General features: G+C 56.5%; 12 protein-coding genes. 5 read left to right on the top strand and 7 right to left on the bottom strand.

From position 1 onward, the window contains the following. Positions 1–125 precede the first annotated feature (125 nt). Positions 126–1,169 (top strand): hypothetical protein, encoded by a 1,044-nt coding sequence (locus VF639_RS07085; protein ID WP_331145194.1) that lies wholly within the window; start codon positions 126–128, stop codon positions 1,167–1,169. Here VF639_RS07085 and VF639_RS07080 read toward each other — a convergent pair. The 6 genes from VF639_RS07080 to VF639_RS07055 form a co-directional block, all read right to left on the bottom strand. Continuing rightward, positions 1,166–1,450, bottom strand: coding sequence for a hypothetical protein (locus tag VF639_RS07080; protein ID WP_331145193.1), 285 nt, complete (start codon positions 1,448–1,450; stop codon positions 1,166–1,168). The two genes, VF639_RS07085 and VF639_RS07080, sit on opposite strands and share 4 nt — an antisense overlap. 178 nt (positions 1,451–1,628) lie before the next feature. Beyond that, positions 1,629–1,832 (bottom strand): PID-CTERM protein-sorting domain-containing protein, encoded by a 204-nt coding sequence (locus VF639_RS07075; RefSeq protein WP_331145192.1) that lies wholly within the window; start codon positions 1,830–1,832, stop codon positions 1,629–1,631. 89 nt (positions 1,833–1,921) lie between these two features. Then, on the bottom strand, positions 1,922–5,686 hold the full coding sequence (locus VF639_RS07070) for a DUF4331 family protein (RefSeq protein WP_331145191.1): 3,765 nt from the start codon (positions 5,684–5,686) through the stop codon (positions 1,922–1,924). A gap of 33 nt (positions 5,687–5,719) precedes the next feature. After that, entirely contained in the window at positions 5,720–7,516 is a 1,797-nt protein-coding gene (locus VF639_RS07065; RefSeq protein ID WP_331145190.1) for a DUF4331 domain-containing protein, read from the bottom strand. 665 nt (positions 7,517–8,181) lie between these two features. Then, on the bottom strand, positions 8,182–9,096 hold the full coding sequence (locus tag VF639_RS07060) for a flavin reductase family protein (RefSeq protein ID WP_331145189.1): 915 nt from the start codon (positions 9,094–9,096) through the stop codon (positions 8,182–8,184). 138 nt (positions 9,097–9,234) lie between these two features. After that, positions 9,235–11,319 carry a tetratricopeptide repeat-containing sensor histidine kinase gene (locus tag VF639_RS07055; protein ID WP_331145188.1) on the bottom strand — a complete coding sequence of 695 codons (2,085 nt, stop codon included), beginning with the start codon at positions 11,317–11,319 and terminating at the stop codon, positions 9,235–9,237. 534 nt (positions 11,320–11,853) lie between these two features. Between VF639_RS07055 and VF639_RS07050 the strand changes: the two genes are divergently transcribed. Together VF639_RS07050 and VF639_RS07045 are read left to right on the top strand one after the other, a co-directional pair. Then, the gene (locus tag VF639_RS07050; protein WP_331145187.1) at positions 11,854–12,792 is read left to right on the top strand and encodes a M28 family peptidase; all 939 of its coding nucleotides are present in this window, start codon (positions 11,854–11,856) and stop codon (positions 12,790–12,792) included. Positions 12,793–12,877: 85 nt separating this feature from the next. Continuing rightward, positions 12,878–13,657: a DUF2490 domain-containing protein gene (locus VF639_RS07045; RefSeq protein ID WP_331145186.1), complete on the top strand. Its 780-nt coding sequence runs from the start codon at positions 12,878–12,880 to the stop codon at positions 13,655–13,657. Here the strand turns inward: VF639_RS07045 and VF639_RS07040 are convergent. Beyond that, positions 13,641–14,240: a hypothetical protein gene (locus VF639_RS07040; RefSeq protein WP_331145185.1), complete on the bottom strand. Its 600-nt coding sequence runs from the start codon at positions 14,238–14,240 to the stop codon at positions 13,641–13,643. The two genes, VF639_RS07045 and VF639_RS07040, sit on opposite strands and share 17 nt — an antisense overlap. Positions 14,241–14,342: 102 nt before the next feature. On the opposite strand from VF639_RS07040, the gene VF639_RS07035 reads away from it, so the two are divergent. Further along, a complete protein-coding gene (locus VF639_RS07035; protein ID WP_331145184.1) occupies positions 14,343–14,765 on the top strand; it encodes an IS1/IS1595 family N-terminal zinc-binding domain-containing protein in 423 nt (140 codons plus the stop codon). Between the two features lie 143 nt (positions 14,766–14,908). Next, the gene (locus VF639_RS07030) at positions 14,909–16,486 is read left to right on the top strand and encodes a hypothetical protein (RefSeq protein WP_331145183.1); all 1,578 of its coding nucleotides are present in this window, start codon (positions 14,909–14,911) and stop codon (positions 16,484–16,486) included. Positions 16,487–16,529: the final 43 nt, after the last annotated feature.

Below are 16,529 nucleotides of genomic sequence, written 5' to 3'. Positions count from 1 at the left end.
CTTTACTTTTCACTGGCCTATTTTATGGTGAAGCGTACAAATGGAATCAACCTAGTATTCACAACGATCGGATTATATAAAACAATTCTACAATATAATTACTTGCTGCCTCTACTGCCAAAATTATGAAACGAGTACGCTTGGTTTTCTTATTAATGATGAACCTAATAGCTTCTTTTCTTCAATTTAGCTGTAAAACAGCTAAGGAAGGCATATCCATATTCCCACACGTACAGGCAACCCCGACAGACGATGGAATCATTTTTCCATTGAATAGGAATGACAAAACAGGATTATATATATTAAAGCTAAAAGACACAACTGTCACTGAAATTTTACCTCCTTATCCGGGCATTATAGCAAATCCTACATTATCAAGTAAGATGGATAAGCTATTTCTGTCTTATGCTAAAAAAGAGAACGGCGTCTATAATGAGTTCATTGCTAGTTTTAACTTACAAGACTCAACATTTACTCAACTGAAAGCTATTAACCAGATAGCAATTGATATAGTCCCGAGTGAAGATCCTAACAAGCTATATCTTTTCTTAGCTAATGAAATAGATAAATCATCACCTCTTTCAACATATAGGGCTAAATCCGTTAACTTGTACAGTTATTCGATTGCGGAAAATACGATCAATTTGGAGGTGAGGCTCAATGCCTATACTGTTAGCGGCAAGGGCTTCATGGATGCAACCGGAGAAAACCTTTTTATGAATATAGCATTCGGTGAAAAAGACTCCAGATCAAAGCCGAGTGGGCCTTATAAAATAAACATGAAATCAAAAACGCTTACGTACCTAGTACCTAATAATATCGCGGATTTACATCCCAACGTCGATATGCGCGGGATTACCAAGGAATTCTATACAGCTACTTTACAGCCTATGCCTTCTAAACAGGCAAACATATACTTTCTTGAAGGGGTCTATGATGTGTATGAAGTAAATGAGAAAGATGGCTTAGCTAAGATAATATTCAAACAATCGGTGCATGATAGATTTGACCGACATTTCACACTTAAAGGAATAGCCAACTTTAAAAATACGAATGATATTATTATAGTAAGAAAATCGCAAAACGGCGACCAATTTGTTATACTTAGTAGTGAAGCTAATGACAGAATTTATCCGATTAATATGGACTCATTAATAAATAATTTTTAAAATTTGTATTTGCTAATCCGTGAAACAGCAAGTAAATCAATGGGCTGTAATCCAGAATCTCTTGTATCTGCAGCCCACATCACATCTTCATAAAAGTAAATATTACCAGCTACAAGTTCTGCTTCAATAGTGGAGCAAACTTCTAGAAAAACTATATCGTCGCTATAATATGTCCAGTGGCTTGTACTCTTCCCATGGAGTAGGCCTCTGAGAAATAGAGACTTTAAACTGATTCCTCCAAAGCTGCTGCCTGCTCCGCCGTCGGCAAAAATATCTTCCAAGCTTCCAATAACTTGCCTTCCACCAGCAGTTTCTTGCCGAGCAGCGGCAGTAACTCATGCTGCTCGATGAACTAGCCGAATTCGCGTGAATTCGGCTAGTTCAGTAGCTGAATTCGCGTCAACCAAAAAGCGCGGCCTGCCAAGTGGCAGGCCGCGCTTTTTATAGCAACAACTGAGTTTAACGGGCGCGTCGACGGTCACGCAGTTTCTTCAGGCCGTAGGCCACGCCGCTAGCTAGCAGCAAAGACGCGCCCCCATCAATAGGAACGGCGGTGGGAGTAGGGCCGCCCGAGCCGGGGCCTTGCGCGAAGGCGGTGGCGGCAGTGAGCAACACGCACAGGATAGTGCCGCAAAGGGCGCTTAGAATCTTTTGGGTTTTCATCGTAAGAAAAGCTTAGAGAAAGATGTTTGGAAAGGCCGCCGCAACTCAGGCCAGGCGGTTCCGGCCCGAGTTGGTGGCCTGCTGCTTGGTTATTCCACTACTACCCGCTTCACCACCTGCGTCTTGCCAGACACCAGGTGCAGCGAATACACGCCCTGCGCCACGCGCGACACGTCGAATTGGGTGCTGGCCCCGGCGGCGGTCATGGTGAGGGTGCGTTGGGCTACCACCTGCCCGAGCTGGTTGTAAAGCGTGGCCTTAACGGGCGTACGGCCTAACTCGGCGGGCACTACCAGCGTGAAGCTGCCGTGGGCCGGGTTCGGGAATAGCTGCACCTGTTTGGCCAGCGCGGCATTGTTGGTTGCCAGCGGTGCGGCCGGACCGAAATACAGGCTGAAGCGGCCGGGTAGCGCCGTGGTGGCCGCCGTGAAGCTGTAGGCCGACTGCTGCGCCAGATCAATACGCGCCCCGGTTTGGGTATCGAGCAGGAACACCTGCGTGCTACCTCCGAAGTTGGCTATGCTGGCCGCGTTGAGCGTGTAGGTGCCGGTGGCCGGTACGCTCACGTTTAGCGGTACGGTTAGCGTCGCGGTTGGGCCGGCCATGGGCGGCAAGCCGTTCACCGACAGCTCGTCGCCTACAATCAGACTGCCCACGCTCATGCCCGAAGAGCTCGGCAGCTTGTAGGCGTCGTAGCGGGCATCGAAGCCGGTGGTAGCGCCTTGCTCGAAGTACACGTAGGTTTCATCGGCCAGCATAAACGAGTTGCCCTGCAAGCGCAGGTTCACCAGCGGCCGGGTGTCGGTGGTGGGACGGTTGAAGCTTGGCGTGGCCGAGAACGTGGTGACGCGGGCGGCGTTGTTGAGGGCTAAGCTACCCGAGGTTTGCCCGGCGCTTACGCGGGCAAAGAAGCCCTGCATGGCCGATACCAGCGGGTTGCCGATGCCGTTCACGTAGCTGCGGTATTGGCCGGTGTACTGCCCGGTGCTCTGGAACACGTAGATGGCATCGTCTACGTTGGTGCGCGTGATGCCCGTTACCTGGCTGAAGTCCAGCGGCGAAGGGTAGGGGTTACCGAGCAGCTGCCAGCCACTCTGCGGCTGCGAGCCGCGCATCAGATTGTTGCGCGTGATAGGCCCGTTGTTGAGCGTACCCGTCAAATCAACCACCGAGCTGGCGCCGATATTGACGGTGTAGCCGCCCAGCACGGTCATAGCGTCGCTGGCTTGGGGCACGAGGAAGCCCTGATCGAACGCGGCCACCGAGTTGGCGGAGTTGGTTACGCGCAGTTGGTCGTAGCTGAACACATTCGGGAACGGCGTAACGCTGTTCGGGTCGGTGGCCGTGTTGTAGGCCTGGTTGAAAATCGGGCTGAAACCGCTCGTGTTAGTGCCCAGGTCAGCTAACGTAGTGTTGCTGACCGGCGAGCTGTAGTGACGGTAGCCCATGCCGGCGTTGGTGGCCGGGTCGATGGCGCGCTGCATGGTTGCCGGGCCGGTTACTGCGCCGTTGGTGTTCACCACCAGCGCCGTACCTAAGGTCGGCGACGAGAGCAGGGTCAGCATCTGGCCGGCCGCGGTGTTCAAGTTGCCGTTGGTCAAGGTCAGCGTCTGCGCGACACCTACGCCGCCATTGTTGAGCGTAACGCCCGCACTGTTGTTGACGGTTAGGCTGCGAACCTGCGTTGGGAGGCCCGCGCCGGTGGTCTGCGCTTCCGAGCCATTGTACTCGTAGTTGGCTTGGGCGGAATACGTGCGGGTGCCGCCGAGCTGGATGGCACCAGTAGCGCCCGTAGCGGCAATACCATCTGTGTTGCAGACCCGTAGCGTGGCGCCGGGCTCCAGCACGAAGCTGCCCGAACCCGTGATGGGCAAGCAGCTGGTAGCCAGTACGCCCTGGGTGCTCAGCACGCCGCCCGTCCGGACGGTGAGGGTGCCATTCACTTGAACCGGACCGTTAAACGAAGCCACGCCCGTGCTGGTGATGATAATGTTGTTGTACGTGCCGGCCTCAACGCCCATCGGCGAAGCCACCGTCAGGTCGGGGACGACCACGGTGTTGGTTGGGCCACTGGCCGAACCGGTACCGCTCCATGGGGTTTGCAGGTAAGGAAAGCCGGAACGGAAGGTAGTATCATTGGCCTCGACGCCGGTAGTGAAGCCCAACACGCCCGCCAAAATGGGCGTTACGGGCGTGGCGCTGCTAGGCGTGTAGTCGTCGTACCACAAGCCGATAGCCGCCAGCACAACGCCGCCCACCGCCTTCAACTCGATCTGGTCGACGGCATCTTCCAGGCGCCGTCCGTTGGGGAAGCCGTCCATGTTGGGGATGAACTCGATGTTGGTGTTGCCGTTGAAGCGTGGATCGGTGAGGCCGAGCACGGCGGCGGCCAGCAAGCCCTGGTTGCTGAAGTCGGGCGAGTTGCGCGGGGTGGCCGGTACGGCCATGTTCAGGCGCAGCATGTCGCCGCCGGGGTTGGCGCCGCTGAGGGGCAGGAAGTTGTTAACGAAGGGCTTGCCGGGGGCCAGTGGGTTGCCATTCTTGCCGGTGGCCAGTTGGTAGGGCGGCAGGTTGGGCACGCCGGTGTGGAAGATGGGCTTGATGTCGACCGAGCGGGGCTTGCCCGATACCAATAGGTAGTTGCCGAAGGCGGCATCATCAAGCGCCGTACCGGCCACGGCCGAGCTGCCTTTCAGTGGGAACAAGCCGGAGCGGGTGTTACCGAAGTCGAAGCCCGAAGCGGGCAAGCCGGGGAAGCCGGCTAGGGAGCTGCTTTGAATATCGAGGGCTGCTAGCTGCGGCACCGCGCCGCCAAACTGCCGGGTATCCATGTACAAGCCCAACTCGGGGTTAGAGAGGTAGTCGTCGGTAACAGCATCCTCGTTGTAAGGCGTCAGCGCGTTCCAACGGTCTTTGGCCCCAATGGGGTTAACCACTTCGTTGGTGAGCGGCATGCCTAGGCGCGACACCTGCACGAAGTTGCCGCTGGCGCCCTCGCCCGTTGCGGCATCGAAGGTGCGCAGCTGCTGGCGGCTGGCCGAAGCCCACACGCCAATCACGTAGTTAGGGTCGAGGATGTTGGCGCGGGCCGATACTGGCTGACCATCCTTCTGCAGCGTCGCAATCGGGATGCTCAAAGCAATAGCGTGGCAGTTCTTGCGCGAGAGGCCGTCGGTGGCGTTGCCCGGCCGCAAATTCGACAAGTCGAAAATAGCGCCGAGGTCGGCAAAGAACGGGTCGTCGGCCGGGCCGCAGAAGATCTGCTCGCCGCCCCCGCCCGAAGCAGGCGTAATGGCCGCCGTCCGCAGCGACTCATACACGGGCGTATTCAAGCCCGCGCCGCCCCCGATGGAGCGGGGCCCAATGTTGTTGGGTGGCACTACCCCGTTGCTGATGATGGTGGTAAAGCCGCCGCCATTCACGCTTTTCTCGCAGGTGTAGGTGGTTTTCAGGTTTTGCTGGCCCAGCCGCACGTTGAAAAACGTGGTTGGGTCTTGGTTGGTGCGCGAAAACGTGAAGCGGTACGTAATGTCGTCGCCCGAGGTGGTGCCGTCGTTTTTTACGTGCACCTCGTAACGAATGCCCTCACCGAAGGTGGAATAGTTGGGGCCACCATGCGGCAGCTCGAACGGAATGTAGTTGGCAATAACGACCACCCGGTTGGCGTCGTTGGGGTCCACGAAGGCGTAGAGGTCGGTGTTGTCAGCTACCGGATCGTCGGCAATCAACGGCGCTTCGCGGTGGCTACTGGCTTCGAGGGGGGTATTGTGGGTGGTGCTCCACATGGAGAGCCCAACCGCTGCAACCGCAATGGCGGGCAGCACAAGGAACTTATGTATAGGTTTGGAAGTCATTTTCTTCAAACGAATCAAGAATGGAAAAGCGAGTTAGCGGCGAATGCGGTATCCTTCCCACGGCGTCTGCACGTAGGGGAAAGCAGCGCGGAAGGTGGTGTCATTGCTTTCCACTCCGGTGGAGAAGTTGAGCACCCCGCGCAGCTGCGGCGTCACCGGCGAAGCGCTGGTGGGCGTGTAATCGTCGTACCACAGGCCGATGGCCGCCAGCGCGGCGCCACTTACGGCCTGCAACTCTATTTTCACTACTTCGTCCTCCAGGCGGCGCCCATTCGGAAATCCGTCCATGTTGGGAATAAACTGCAGGTTGGTGTTGCCATTGAAGCGCGCATCCGTCAGGCCGAGCACGGCCGCGGCCAGCAAGCCCTGGTTGCTGAAGTCGGGCGAATTGCGTGCTGTAGCCGGTACGGCCATGTTCAGGCGCAGCATGTCGCCGCCGGGGTTGGTGCGGCCCGAAGCCGTCAGGGGCAGGAAGTTGTTAACGAAGGGCTTACCTGGAGCGAGCGGGTTGCCGTTTTTGCCGGTGGCCAGCTGATAAGGTGGCAGGTTGGGCACGCCGGTATGAAAGATGGGCTTGATGTCAACCGAACGAGGCTTGCCGGCCACGAGCAGGTAGTTGCCGAAGGCGGCATCGTCGAGGGCGGTACCGGCCACGGCCGAGCTGCCTTTCAGCGGAAATAGGCCGGGCTTGGTGTTGCCGAAATCGAAGCCAGTGGCCGGTAAACCGGGGAAGCCGGCTAGGGAGCTGGTTTGGATGCGGAGCGCCGAGAGGGCCGGCACTGCGCCGCCAAACTGCCGGGCGTCCATATATAAACCCAACTCGGGGTTGGAGAGGTAGTCGTCGGTGATGGCATCCTCGTTGTACGGCGTGCGGCGGTTCCAGAGGTCTTTGCTGCCAATGGGGTTGATGGCTTCGTTGGTGAGTGGCATGCCCAGGCGCGATACCTGCACGTAGGTGGTGTTGGCCGTGGTGGGGCCGCCGGTGGCGCTCAGGGTGCGCATGGTAGGGCGGCTGGCCGAGGCCCACACGCCAATCACGTAGTTGGGGTCGAGGATGTTGGCGCGGGCCGCGGCGGGCTGACCGTTCTTTTGCAGCGTCGCAATCGGAACGCTCAGGGCAATGGAGTTGACGTTGTACTTGGCGAGTCCGTCGCGGTGTCCTTGGTTGAGGCGCACACCGGCCAAATCAAACACAGCGCCCAGATCCACGAAAAACGGGTCGTCGGCCGAGCCGCAGAATACCTGCTCGTTGCCGCCGCCGCTGGCCGTGGTTACGGCACTCTGGCGCAAGGCCGTGTAAGAAGGCTGGCTCAGGCCGACCCCCGTATTGATGGAGCGCGGCCCGATGTTGTAAGCGGGCACCACCCCGTTGCTGACGATGGTGGTAAAGCCGCCGCCATTCACGCTTTTCTCGCAAGTGTAGGTGGTTTTCAGGTTTTGCTGGCCCAGCCGCACGTTGAAAAACGTGGTTGGGTCCTGGTTGGTGCGCGAAAACGTGAAGCGGTACGTAATGTCGTCGCCGGCCGAGGCGCCGTTGTTTTTCACGTGAATCTCATACCGCACGTTCTCGCCGAAGGTGTAGTAGTTTGGCCCGCCCTGCGGCAGTTGAAACGGGATGTAGTTGGCAATCAGCACTACGCGTTCCGGGTCGTTGGGCGACACGAAGGCGTAGACATCGGTGTTGTCGGCCAGCGGGTCGTCGGCAATCAGGGGTGCCTCGCGGTGGCTGCTGGCTTCCAGTGGCGTCTGAAGGGTGACGCCCCACACGGAAAGCGTCGTGACGACACAGGCTCCCATCAACCAATGGAGAGGTTTGGTAAAAATCTTCATAGAAAAACAGCAATGAAAAAGTGAAACAAAAACTCGGCAAGCGTGAAGGGGGAATTAAGTTTCTGCGCTACAACGCCTTATGCTGGGGGCAAAGGCGTGGCAAGACCAGCATATTTTATGCTGGCGGTCGGAAGGATTGGAAAGAAGTTAGGCTATGCAGCTGCCGCTAAAAAAAGCAGAAACTTGGCCTGGCAACGAAAAAAAGCAGTTAAACCGAAGGGCCTAGTTGCCTACACACGCAGAGAAAAAGGAAGGCAGACACCACCCTAACAAAAGGTGATCATGCCAAGCAGAACAAGCGCTTCAACTGGATTTCTCTTACTTAGAAGAGGGCGTATGCAGGAGCTACGATGTAGCACTGATCTTGGATTTAATACTACAAATATTCTATAAAAATAAATTATTTGTAGTAATAGTTATACAACTTTGGAATAATTATAATGCTGTTTATTGTAAGCACGCTCGGCTGAATAGAAGCATACAGCATGGCTGCTAGCAGTATGCTTAGAGCCTCCTCAAACCGTTGTCCTTCCGCCGCAGGAGAAATCTGAGTGTAATCGTTGAAAGACTTTAACTCAGACTCCTCCTGCGGCGGAAGAACAATGCCTGCCGGGTGAGGCCCTTACTGTGGTAACGGGACATAAAACCCACTAAGGGCAAGAAAATCAGTTGTTATTTGCCAGCAGCAACACCTTCCAGGCATCTAGTAATTTGCCTTGCTCCAGTAGTTTCTTGCCGAGTAGCATGAGTTGCTGTCGTTGCTCGGTGGGGTTGCCGAAATACTGTTGCAGCACGGCGCTTACTAACGGGTCGGTTTTATGTTCTTGAACTTGCTCGGGCGTAGGAATTGCCTGCAGCTCGATGTTGGCGAGGCGGCCTAAGTTGTTGCCGGTAAGGATTTCCGACGTGCGAATGTACTCGGGGAGCTGGTCGATGCCGATGCCGAGGTTACGGTTGGGTTTGGGCACCGTAAACAAGCTTTCGGGCGTCACGCGGCTGTACCAATCGCCGGCGAGGCGGGCTACGGCGTCGAACCGGAGCGGGTCGATGCCGGGGCCGTTTTCCAGGAGGATGTCTTCGCGGAAGTGGGCTTGCACTACCCGGCAGATAACCAGGTTGCCGCCGCCGTTGGAGTCGCCAATAGCAATGATTTGCTCGACCACGCACTCCAACGAAACCGGACACTCGGCCACGCGCGGGGGCCGCACCAAGTCGGACGCCAACTCGGTGAGGCCGGCTTTCACGAATTCATTTACGCCCCGCTCGTACTCGGTACTGGCCAACGACATCTGCTCCACCACGGCGTAGTCGCAGATGTTGACCACGCACTCCGGTACTTCGCGCACGTTGAAAAGCGTGTGCTTCTGCGTGTTGTCGCGCACGCGGTTGGCAGGGGAGAAGACAAGGGTAGGCGGGTTGGAGCTGAACACGTTGAAAAACGAGTACGGACTCAAATTCACTTCGCCGGCGGCGGAAACAGTGCTTACAAACGCCACTGGCCGCGGCGCCACGGCACTCAACAAAAACTGGTGCCACTCCGGCCCCGGCAGCGTACCCGGCGTAATGGTGCGAAAAGACATGAACGGTGAAATGGTAATTGAGTGAAGCGGTGAAGGAGTGAGTGAGTGAGTGAAGTAGCCTACGTCGGCATGAAGTCGCGCCATTCTTGCCGTAGGCTACTTCACTCCTTCACTCCTTCACTCCTTCACTCAGCAAAGTTAATTCGTCCAGGCGGCTGGAACGGCGGGTTTGCCTTCCAGAGGCAGCGTGATAATAAACTCGGTGTACTCGCCGAGCTTACTTTCCACTTCCAGCTTACCGCCGTGGCTACGCGTGATGATATCGTAGCTAACCCACAGGCCGAGGCCGAGGCCTTCGCCATTAGGCTTGGCAGTGAAGAAGCGCTGGAAGATATCAGTTAGCGCCTCTTGCTCAAGACCGAGCCCATTGTCGCGCACCCTGATTTCCACTTGGTTGTCGAGCTGTCGGGTACGCAGGGTTATCTGGGGCACGTAGTCTTCCTCGATAGCCTGGCGCTGGCGCTGATGCACGGCATGAAAAGCATTGGTGAACAAGCTAACCAGCACTCGACCGAGCTCTTGCCGCACCACGGGCACAGCAGGGAGGTTTTCGTCGGGAAAAGAAAAGAGAGCCGCGTTGAAGTGACGATTCTTGAGGCGCAGGTCGTGGTAAGTGAGGCGCATGTACTCGTTGACCAGCACGTTGAGGTCGGTGGCCTGACGTTGAGCCGGGCTGGTGCTGGAGTAATCGAGCATGTTGTTGACAAAGCCCTCCGCCTGCTGAGTGTGCAACACAATTTTGGACTGGTAAAGACTTAGATTGTGAAACATCTCATCGATAATCTGCTGATCATCAACGGGTAGCGGGGCTTTGGCTAGCTCTTCGCGCAGCTCCTGGCACAGGTCGGCGCTAATGGCCGCAAAGTTTTTTACGCTGCTCATCGGGTTTTTAATTTCGTACGCCACGCCGGCCATCAATTCGCCCAGAGAAGCCATTTTCTCGCGCAATACCAGCTGGCTTTGCGTGGTGCGCAGCTGCTGCACCATGCGCCCGAGGGTATCGCGCTGTTTGGTAAGTTCTTCTTTCTGCTGATTGATTTGCTGGTTGAGGTGCTGCAGCCTCTGGTTGGCTTGCTTTTGCTTATAAGTGTGGCGGGCGAGTAGCAAGGCCACCAACAACAGCGTTGCCAATCCCACCCACAGCATGTACATCCGAACAGTGGCCGTAAGCTCAGCACTTTCTTGTTCTAATTGCCGCAGCCGCAGTTGCTCATCGAACCCAATAGCATCGAGTTGCTTGATGCGCTGAGGGTTGTGCAGGCTATCCTGGGCCATTACCATGATGCCCATATACTTGAGCGTGCTATCGTTCTGGCCGCGGGCCCGGAATATATCGGTCAGCAGGGTGCTGGTGCGCAGCACGCCCACTACAAACGGCAAAGTTTGACCCACAGCCAAGGCCTGGCGGGCATAGAAAACACTGGAATCGGGCTGCTGCCGGCGGTAGTAAAGTTCGGCCAAGTACTGAAAAGCGCGGCTGCGGCTGCGCAAATCATGTTCGGGCAAAGCGGCCTGGGCGCTGCGGTGGTAGTACTGCAAGGCCAGTGCAGTCGATCCCCGGGATGCTTGCAGCCGGCCCAACTCCCGCAGAATGTAGGGTTGCGGATTGCCCCAGCAGCTCCAGCCAGTGCGAGGTACTATGCGCGCAAGCGCTTGGGCCTGATGCAGATAATAAGAGGCCGAATCGAGCAGGCCCAGCCCTTCGTAGCTGGCCCCGATATTGGTTATGATGCTGGCTAGCTGGGAAGCATCGTTGAGGTGGGCTTGCTGGTAGGTGGTGCGAGCCTGAAAGTAATAGCGTAGCGAAGGGCGAAAATCCTCGAGGGCAAAGTATAGTAAGCCCGTTTGGTTGAGCGTACGGGCCTCGCCCCGCGGGTCGTGGCTTTGGCGGTTGAGTTGGAGCGCCTGCAGGTTGAGGCGCAACGCTTCGGGCAGGTTGCCGCGCTCGGCGGGCAAAATAGCCAGGCGTGACAGGCAGCGGCCTTCCCCTTTGGGGTAGCTAATCTGGCGAGCCAGCTTCAGACCTTGCTGCGCATACCACTGCACCGAATCGAAATGGGAATAGCGGTACGTAGCGCTTAAATCGGCCAGAAGCAGCACTCGGCTGGTATCAGAGGTAGCCTGAGCTAACGCCTGCTGAAGCGCCGCAGTTTGCGGACTCTGCGCTACTCCTTGAAAAGCATACAGTAAAAACAAAAAAGAAACTGATAATCGTGCAATCATACCCGCAAGGTAATCATAGGAAATAATCTATTTAAGCTGATTTTAAAACTGATTTATTGCAAGGTATCACCACTACTGAGGAGCCGGTAGGATTTAGTGAAATTCCGGCCATCTTAACGCCAACTGTAAAGTCGATTAGCCTTCTTCCTTCCGATAAAACCTGTTAAAGAAGCTGTTACAAGAAGGTTCTCGCCGGTCATGCTGAGCTTGCGTCCGCGCAGGCGCAGCTGGAGTTTGAAGCATCTCGCCGGGGGTAACCTCATTTAGTACTGCACCATGCGCACGCGAGATGCTTCGGTCCGTGGCTTGAGGCGCCACATGCGGACGCCAGATCAAGCATAACCGTTACTTTGGCAACATCAGCACGCCAGATGCTTTGAATCCAACTGCGCCTGCATGAGCGCAAGCTGAGGCACGACGTTCTGAGGAGTTTAGCGGACTTCCTAAACAGCTTCAAAGCGTAACCGTGGTGCGCCATAGCTCGTGGGCCTTGCTATCTTGGGGCACAGTTCACTTTGCAACCTTTCTTCTGGTATGTTTTTGCGCTTTTGTGGCTTGATGCTAATGGTGGTGCTATTAGCGGGGCCCGTTCGGGCGCAACAGCCAGCTCAGCTTTTGGCAGCCGATACCATGCGCCTCCGCCACCACTTGCTGACGCTCATTAGCACCCCGCAGCCGCGCAACCATCTGCATCCGGCGAGCTTGCAGCAGGCCGCAACTTACGTTCGGCAACAGCTGCAAGCCGCCGGCGCGCGTACCAGCGAGCAGCCATATGAAGTGCAGGGGCAAAGCTACCGCAACCTGATTGGCAGCTTCGGCCCCGAGGATGGGCCGCGCCTTATTGTGGGGGCGCACTACGATGTGTGCGGCGAGCAGCCCGGCGCCGACGACAACGGCAGTGGCGTAGCGGCGCTGCTCGAACTGGCGCGGCTGCTCGGCCAGCAAGCCAGCCTGCCCTACCGAATTGATTTGGTAGCCTACACGCTGGAAGAGCCGCCCTTTTTCCGGACCCCGCAGATGGGCAGCTACGTGCACGCGCAAGCCTTGTACGCGGCTGGCGTGCCGGTGCGGGGCATGGTGGCGCTGGAAATGCTGGGCTATTACGACGACCGAAAAGGTAGTCAACGCTATCCGATCAGCCTGCTCAAGCTGGTATTCGGAAGCCGGGGCAACTATGTAACGGTGGCCCAAAAATTCGGGAATGGCCGCTTTGGCCGGCAGTTTGCGCGGCGCTATCGGGCCGCAGCCGCTCTGCCCGTCAAGCGGTTCAAAGCCCCGGCCTGGCTGCCTGGCATCGACTTCTCCGACCACCTCAATTATTGGAAGTTCGGGTATTCGGCCGTGCTGCTCACCGATACGGCCTTCTACCGCAATCAGCACTACCACGAGCCCACCGACACGCTCGACCGGCTGGATATGCGCCGGCTGGGGTTGGCGGTTGATGCCGTGCTGGCTACCGTGCTGCAACCCTAATCTGGCCAGAAACCCAACCGTAGCCAGCTAGTAGCGTAAGGGAAGCCGCGTGCGCACGGTTTTCCTTACGCTGCCACCGCGGGTTATGGGAAGATTACCGCTCGTATTAGGACTTTGTTTGGGGGCCACAACCGGGTTTGGGCAGGCCTTGCCCCGCCTGCTCGACCACAACACCCTGGGCTGGATGGTGTACTCCGGCGACCATAAGCTCAGTGAGAAGTGGACCCTGCACACCGAGTACCAACTGCGCCGAGTGAAACTGCTTGGCGCGCAGCAGCAGCACTTAGCCCGGCTCGGCCTCGGGCGCCAGCTCACGGACCGGGTGCAAGTAAGCGGCGGCTATACCTACTTTCAAACGCACGAGTACGGCGGTTATCCCACCGTAACGGGCCGGCCCCAACCCGAGCACCGTCTCTACCAGGACGTAGAACTAAGCGATGCAGTAGGCCGCCTGCAGTTCTCACAGCGCCTGCGCCTCGAGCAGCGCTGGCTCGGGCAGCGGGCCGACGAAGGCACCGGCAACGTGCAGGACTGGGAGTATCAGCACCGAATCCGGTACCAGCTTGAGGGCAGCTTTCCGCTGCAAGGCCCCACCATCGACGATGGCGAATGGTATCTGACTGCGTTTGATGAGCTATTTATTGGTTTCGGGCGCAACGTAGGCAATAATGTGTTCAACCAAAACCGCCTTTCGAGCGGGGTAGGCTACCAGTTCAGTGACCACGCGAAAATCGAGTTGAACTACCTTAACCAGGTAACGCAACACCCCGAACCCGACCCGGTCAGTGGGCGGCCAGTGTTTGAAATCAACAACGGTTTCCGCTTGAACATCCTCTACGACCTGGATTTTACGGGTGGGGAGTAGGCTTGGCCTGAGGATAGGAGCCAACCCAAACCCGGTCGGTCTGGACAATCAGAAATTCCCGGCCCGTATCGTCTGTGTAGCTGCGGTGAGGGCGTCGCAGCATCCGGCTAGGCCAACCATTCGGAAAATCTTCAGGTTCAAACCCTTCTTCCCATTGCCAAGATGTCCAATCTAGTTGGTCGGCTCCAGGCAATTGCCGATAGGTGAGCGGCAAAGGCATAACTGATTCTGACTCCGGGACAAGGAATAATTGCTGATAACGTTCCATCCTTTCTTTGATACCGGCCACAACTTGTGAGGAGTGCGCGAATTCCCGCTCGAATATCCAAAGCGCCGAGTAGAACGGTTCGGGTTGTAGCTGTAGTTGCTGGTGCCAATGCGTCATTGTTGCCAGAAGCAGCCCTACCGCCTGCTGCCGTATTGCAAGTGGAACAACTGCCGACGTAGTGTGCCACTGACCTAGTTTAAGCTTACGATACGAATACTTCGACCTTAGCAAACCCGACATATCTAATTGTTCAACATTGGCACTTTGTTTTTCAAGGCTGCGCAAGAGCCGTTTTGTGCCGCGTGGTTTCTTCATGAGGTCAACTTTAAGATAAGAAAGTGCTATATCTTTGCTGAATTAGTATATCTTTACTAAATAGGTATAGTTTTAATGGTGTAAGTCCTCACTTACTTGATTATGGCTCAACTTGCTTGCCCGAAATGCGAATCCAAAGAAGCCACGAAAAGTGGAGTAGTAGGCGGGCGGCAGCGGTACAAGTGCAAGAACTGCGGCTACCACTATTCGGTGGCCAAGGCCGGCAAGGAAATTAATTCCTATTATGTTATCAAGGCGTTGCAGCTTTATGTTGAAGGCGTTAGCTACCGTGAAATCGAGCGGCTATTGGGAGTGAGCCACGTGAGCGTGATGAACTGGGTGAAGAAGTACGGGATGAAAGCGCCGCGTCAAACCGAGTACCACCCGACGTATAAAATTCTAAATCAGAAAGAGTTGAATGAGTTCTTTCAGGATGCCAACAACCTGAAAGGGGCAGGCTTGGTGGTAACCGAGCTGGGCGACAAGTACATGATGATCCGCTGGGAGCGGTTTCGGCAGGGGTAGGGCTATAGGACTTAGCAGAAGTATAGCGAGGGCGTGACTTCTGGTGGAAGGTTTTGCTACTTGGTTGAGCTGAAGACAACGCAGTACCAACTGAGTCTGATGCATTCCATTGAATTCCTACTGTCCCCATTCCACTCTTAACTATGCGAAACGCCCGTTACGCGCTGGCGCTTAGTGCGCTGCTGACTACGGCCGGAGCTTCGGCTCAGGTAATTACGCCACCCACCGGCCAGGCCCCGCCGCCCGCCGCCCCCGCCGCGCCACCCGCCACGCCCACCGCTACTAAACCGGTGCCCTATGGTCCGGGCATGAAAGTCAACCTCTCGCCCGACGGCTCCAAGTACCTGCGGTTTCTTCTTTGGTCGCAGATTTATACCCGCTACAACGAAAACAATACCGGCACGCTGCGTGCCCCCAACAAACCCAAGGAAAGCCAGGTGGACTTTGGTATCCGCCGCTCGCGCATGGTGATTCTGGCGCAGCTCAATCCGCGCTTTCTCATCTATACCCACCTGGGCATCAACAACCAAAACGGGGTAAGTGGTGGCGTAAATGCTACCGCCGACGGTAAAAAGCCGCAGTTCTTCATCCATGAGGCAGTGACCGAATACAAGGTAAATAAGTACCTGAACCTGGGGGCGGGCCTGCACTACTACAACGGTATTTCGCGCCTGAGCAGCGCCAGCACCGTCAACATGCTGGCCATGGACTTCCCGCTCACCAACTTTCCCACTATCGATGCCCTCGACCAGTTTGCCCGCTACCTAGGCGTGTTTGCCAAAGGCCGCATCGGCAAGTTCGACTACCGGCTTTCGGCGAATGACCCGTTCCTGACCAACCTGCCCACCAATGCCAACTATGTGGCGGGGGGCGTGCAAACCGGCAACCCACTAGGCCTTGGCAGCACCAGCAACGGCATCAACACCGGCACCAATGCGGCACAGTACAACCCGCAAAACGTAAACCATGTGTACCAGGGCTACTTCAACTACAACTTTCTGGAGCCTGAAGCTAACCTGCTGCCTTACTTCCAGGGCACTTACCTCGGCACTAAGCGGGTACTGAGCATCGGTACGGGCTTTATGTACAACAAAGACGGTATGTTCTCGCGGCCTACCAGTAGCAGCGTGACGCTGAGCGGCCTCACGCCCGGCGCGGACTTGTATAGCAACACCGTCGTGCCTGGTGTTCAGAAACACGACATCAAGCTTTTCGGGGCTGACGTGTTCTATGATGTGCCGCTGGATACGGCCTCGCGCACCGCGCTGACTTTCTACGGCGTGTACTACAACTACAACTTCGGGCCGAACTACGTGCGCTACGTGGGGGGCGAAAACCCCGGTTATGGAATAGCGCAGGGTGGTAATATCAATATCCGCGGTAATGCCTACCCGCAGTCGGGCACGGGTAATGCGCAATACATAAATGCCGGCTTCCTGCTGCCGCAGAACACGCTGGGCCCGAAAGTGCGGCTGCAGCCCTACGTAGCCTACTTGCACAGCAGCTATGAAGGCCTGCGCAAAAGCAATGGCGAACGGGCCGGCGTGAACGTGTATGATGCCGGCGTGAACGTGCTCCTTGATGGCCACAACGCCAAAGTTACCCTCAACTACCGCGCCCGCCCCGATTTCAGCGACCAGGCGGCGGTGCCCAACGGCGCCCTGATCAACAACGTGAAGTACCGCCCCGAAATAACGCTGCAAACGCAGGTGTTCTTGTAAGAAGCTAGGAGCTAGGAGTGAACCATTGGCATCCCGCTCATAT

It is taken from the genome of Hymenobacter sp., assembly GCF_036387835.1.
Classification (GTDB): domain Bacteria; phylum Bacteroidota; class Bacteroidia; order Cytophagales; family Hymenobacteraceae; genus Hymenobacter.
Note: the sequence above shows the minus strand (reverse complement) of the source record. Positions and strands in the feature narration are given on the sequence as shown.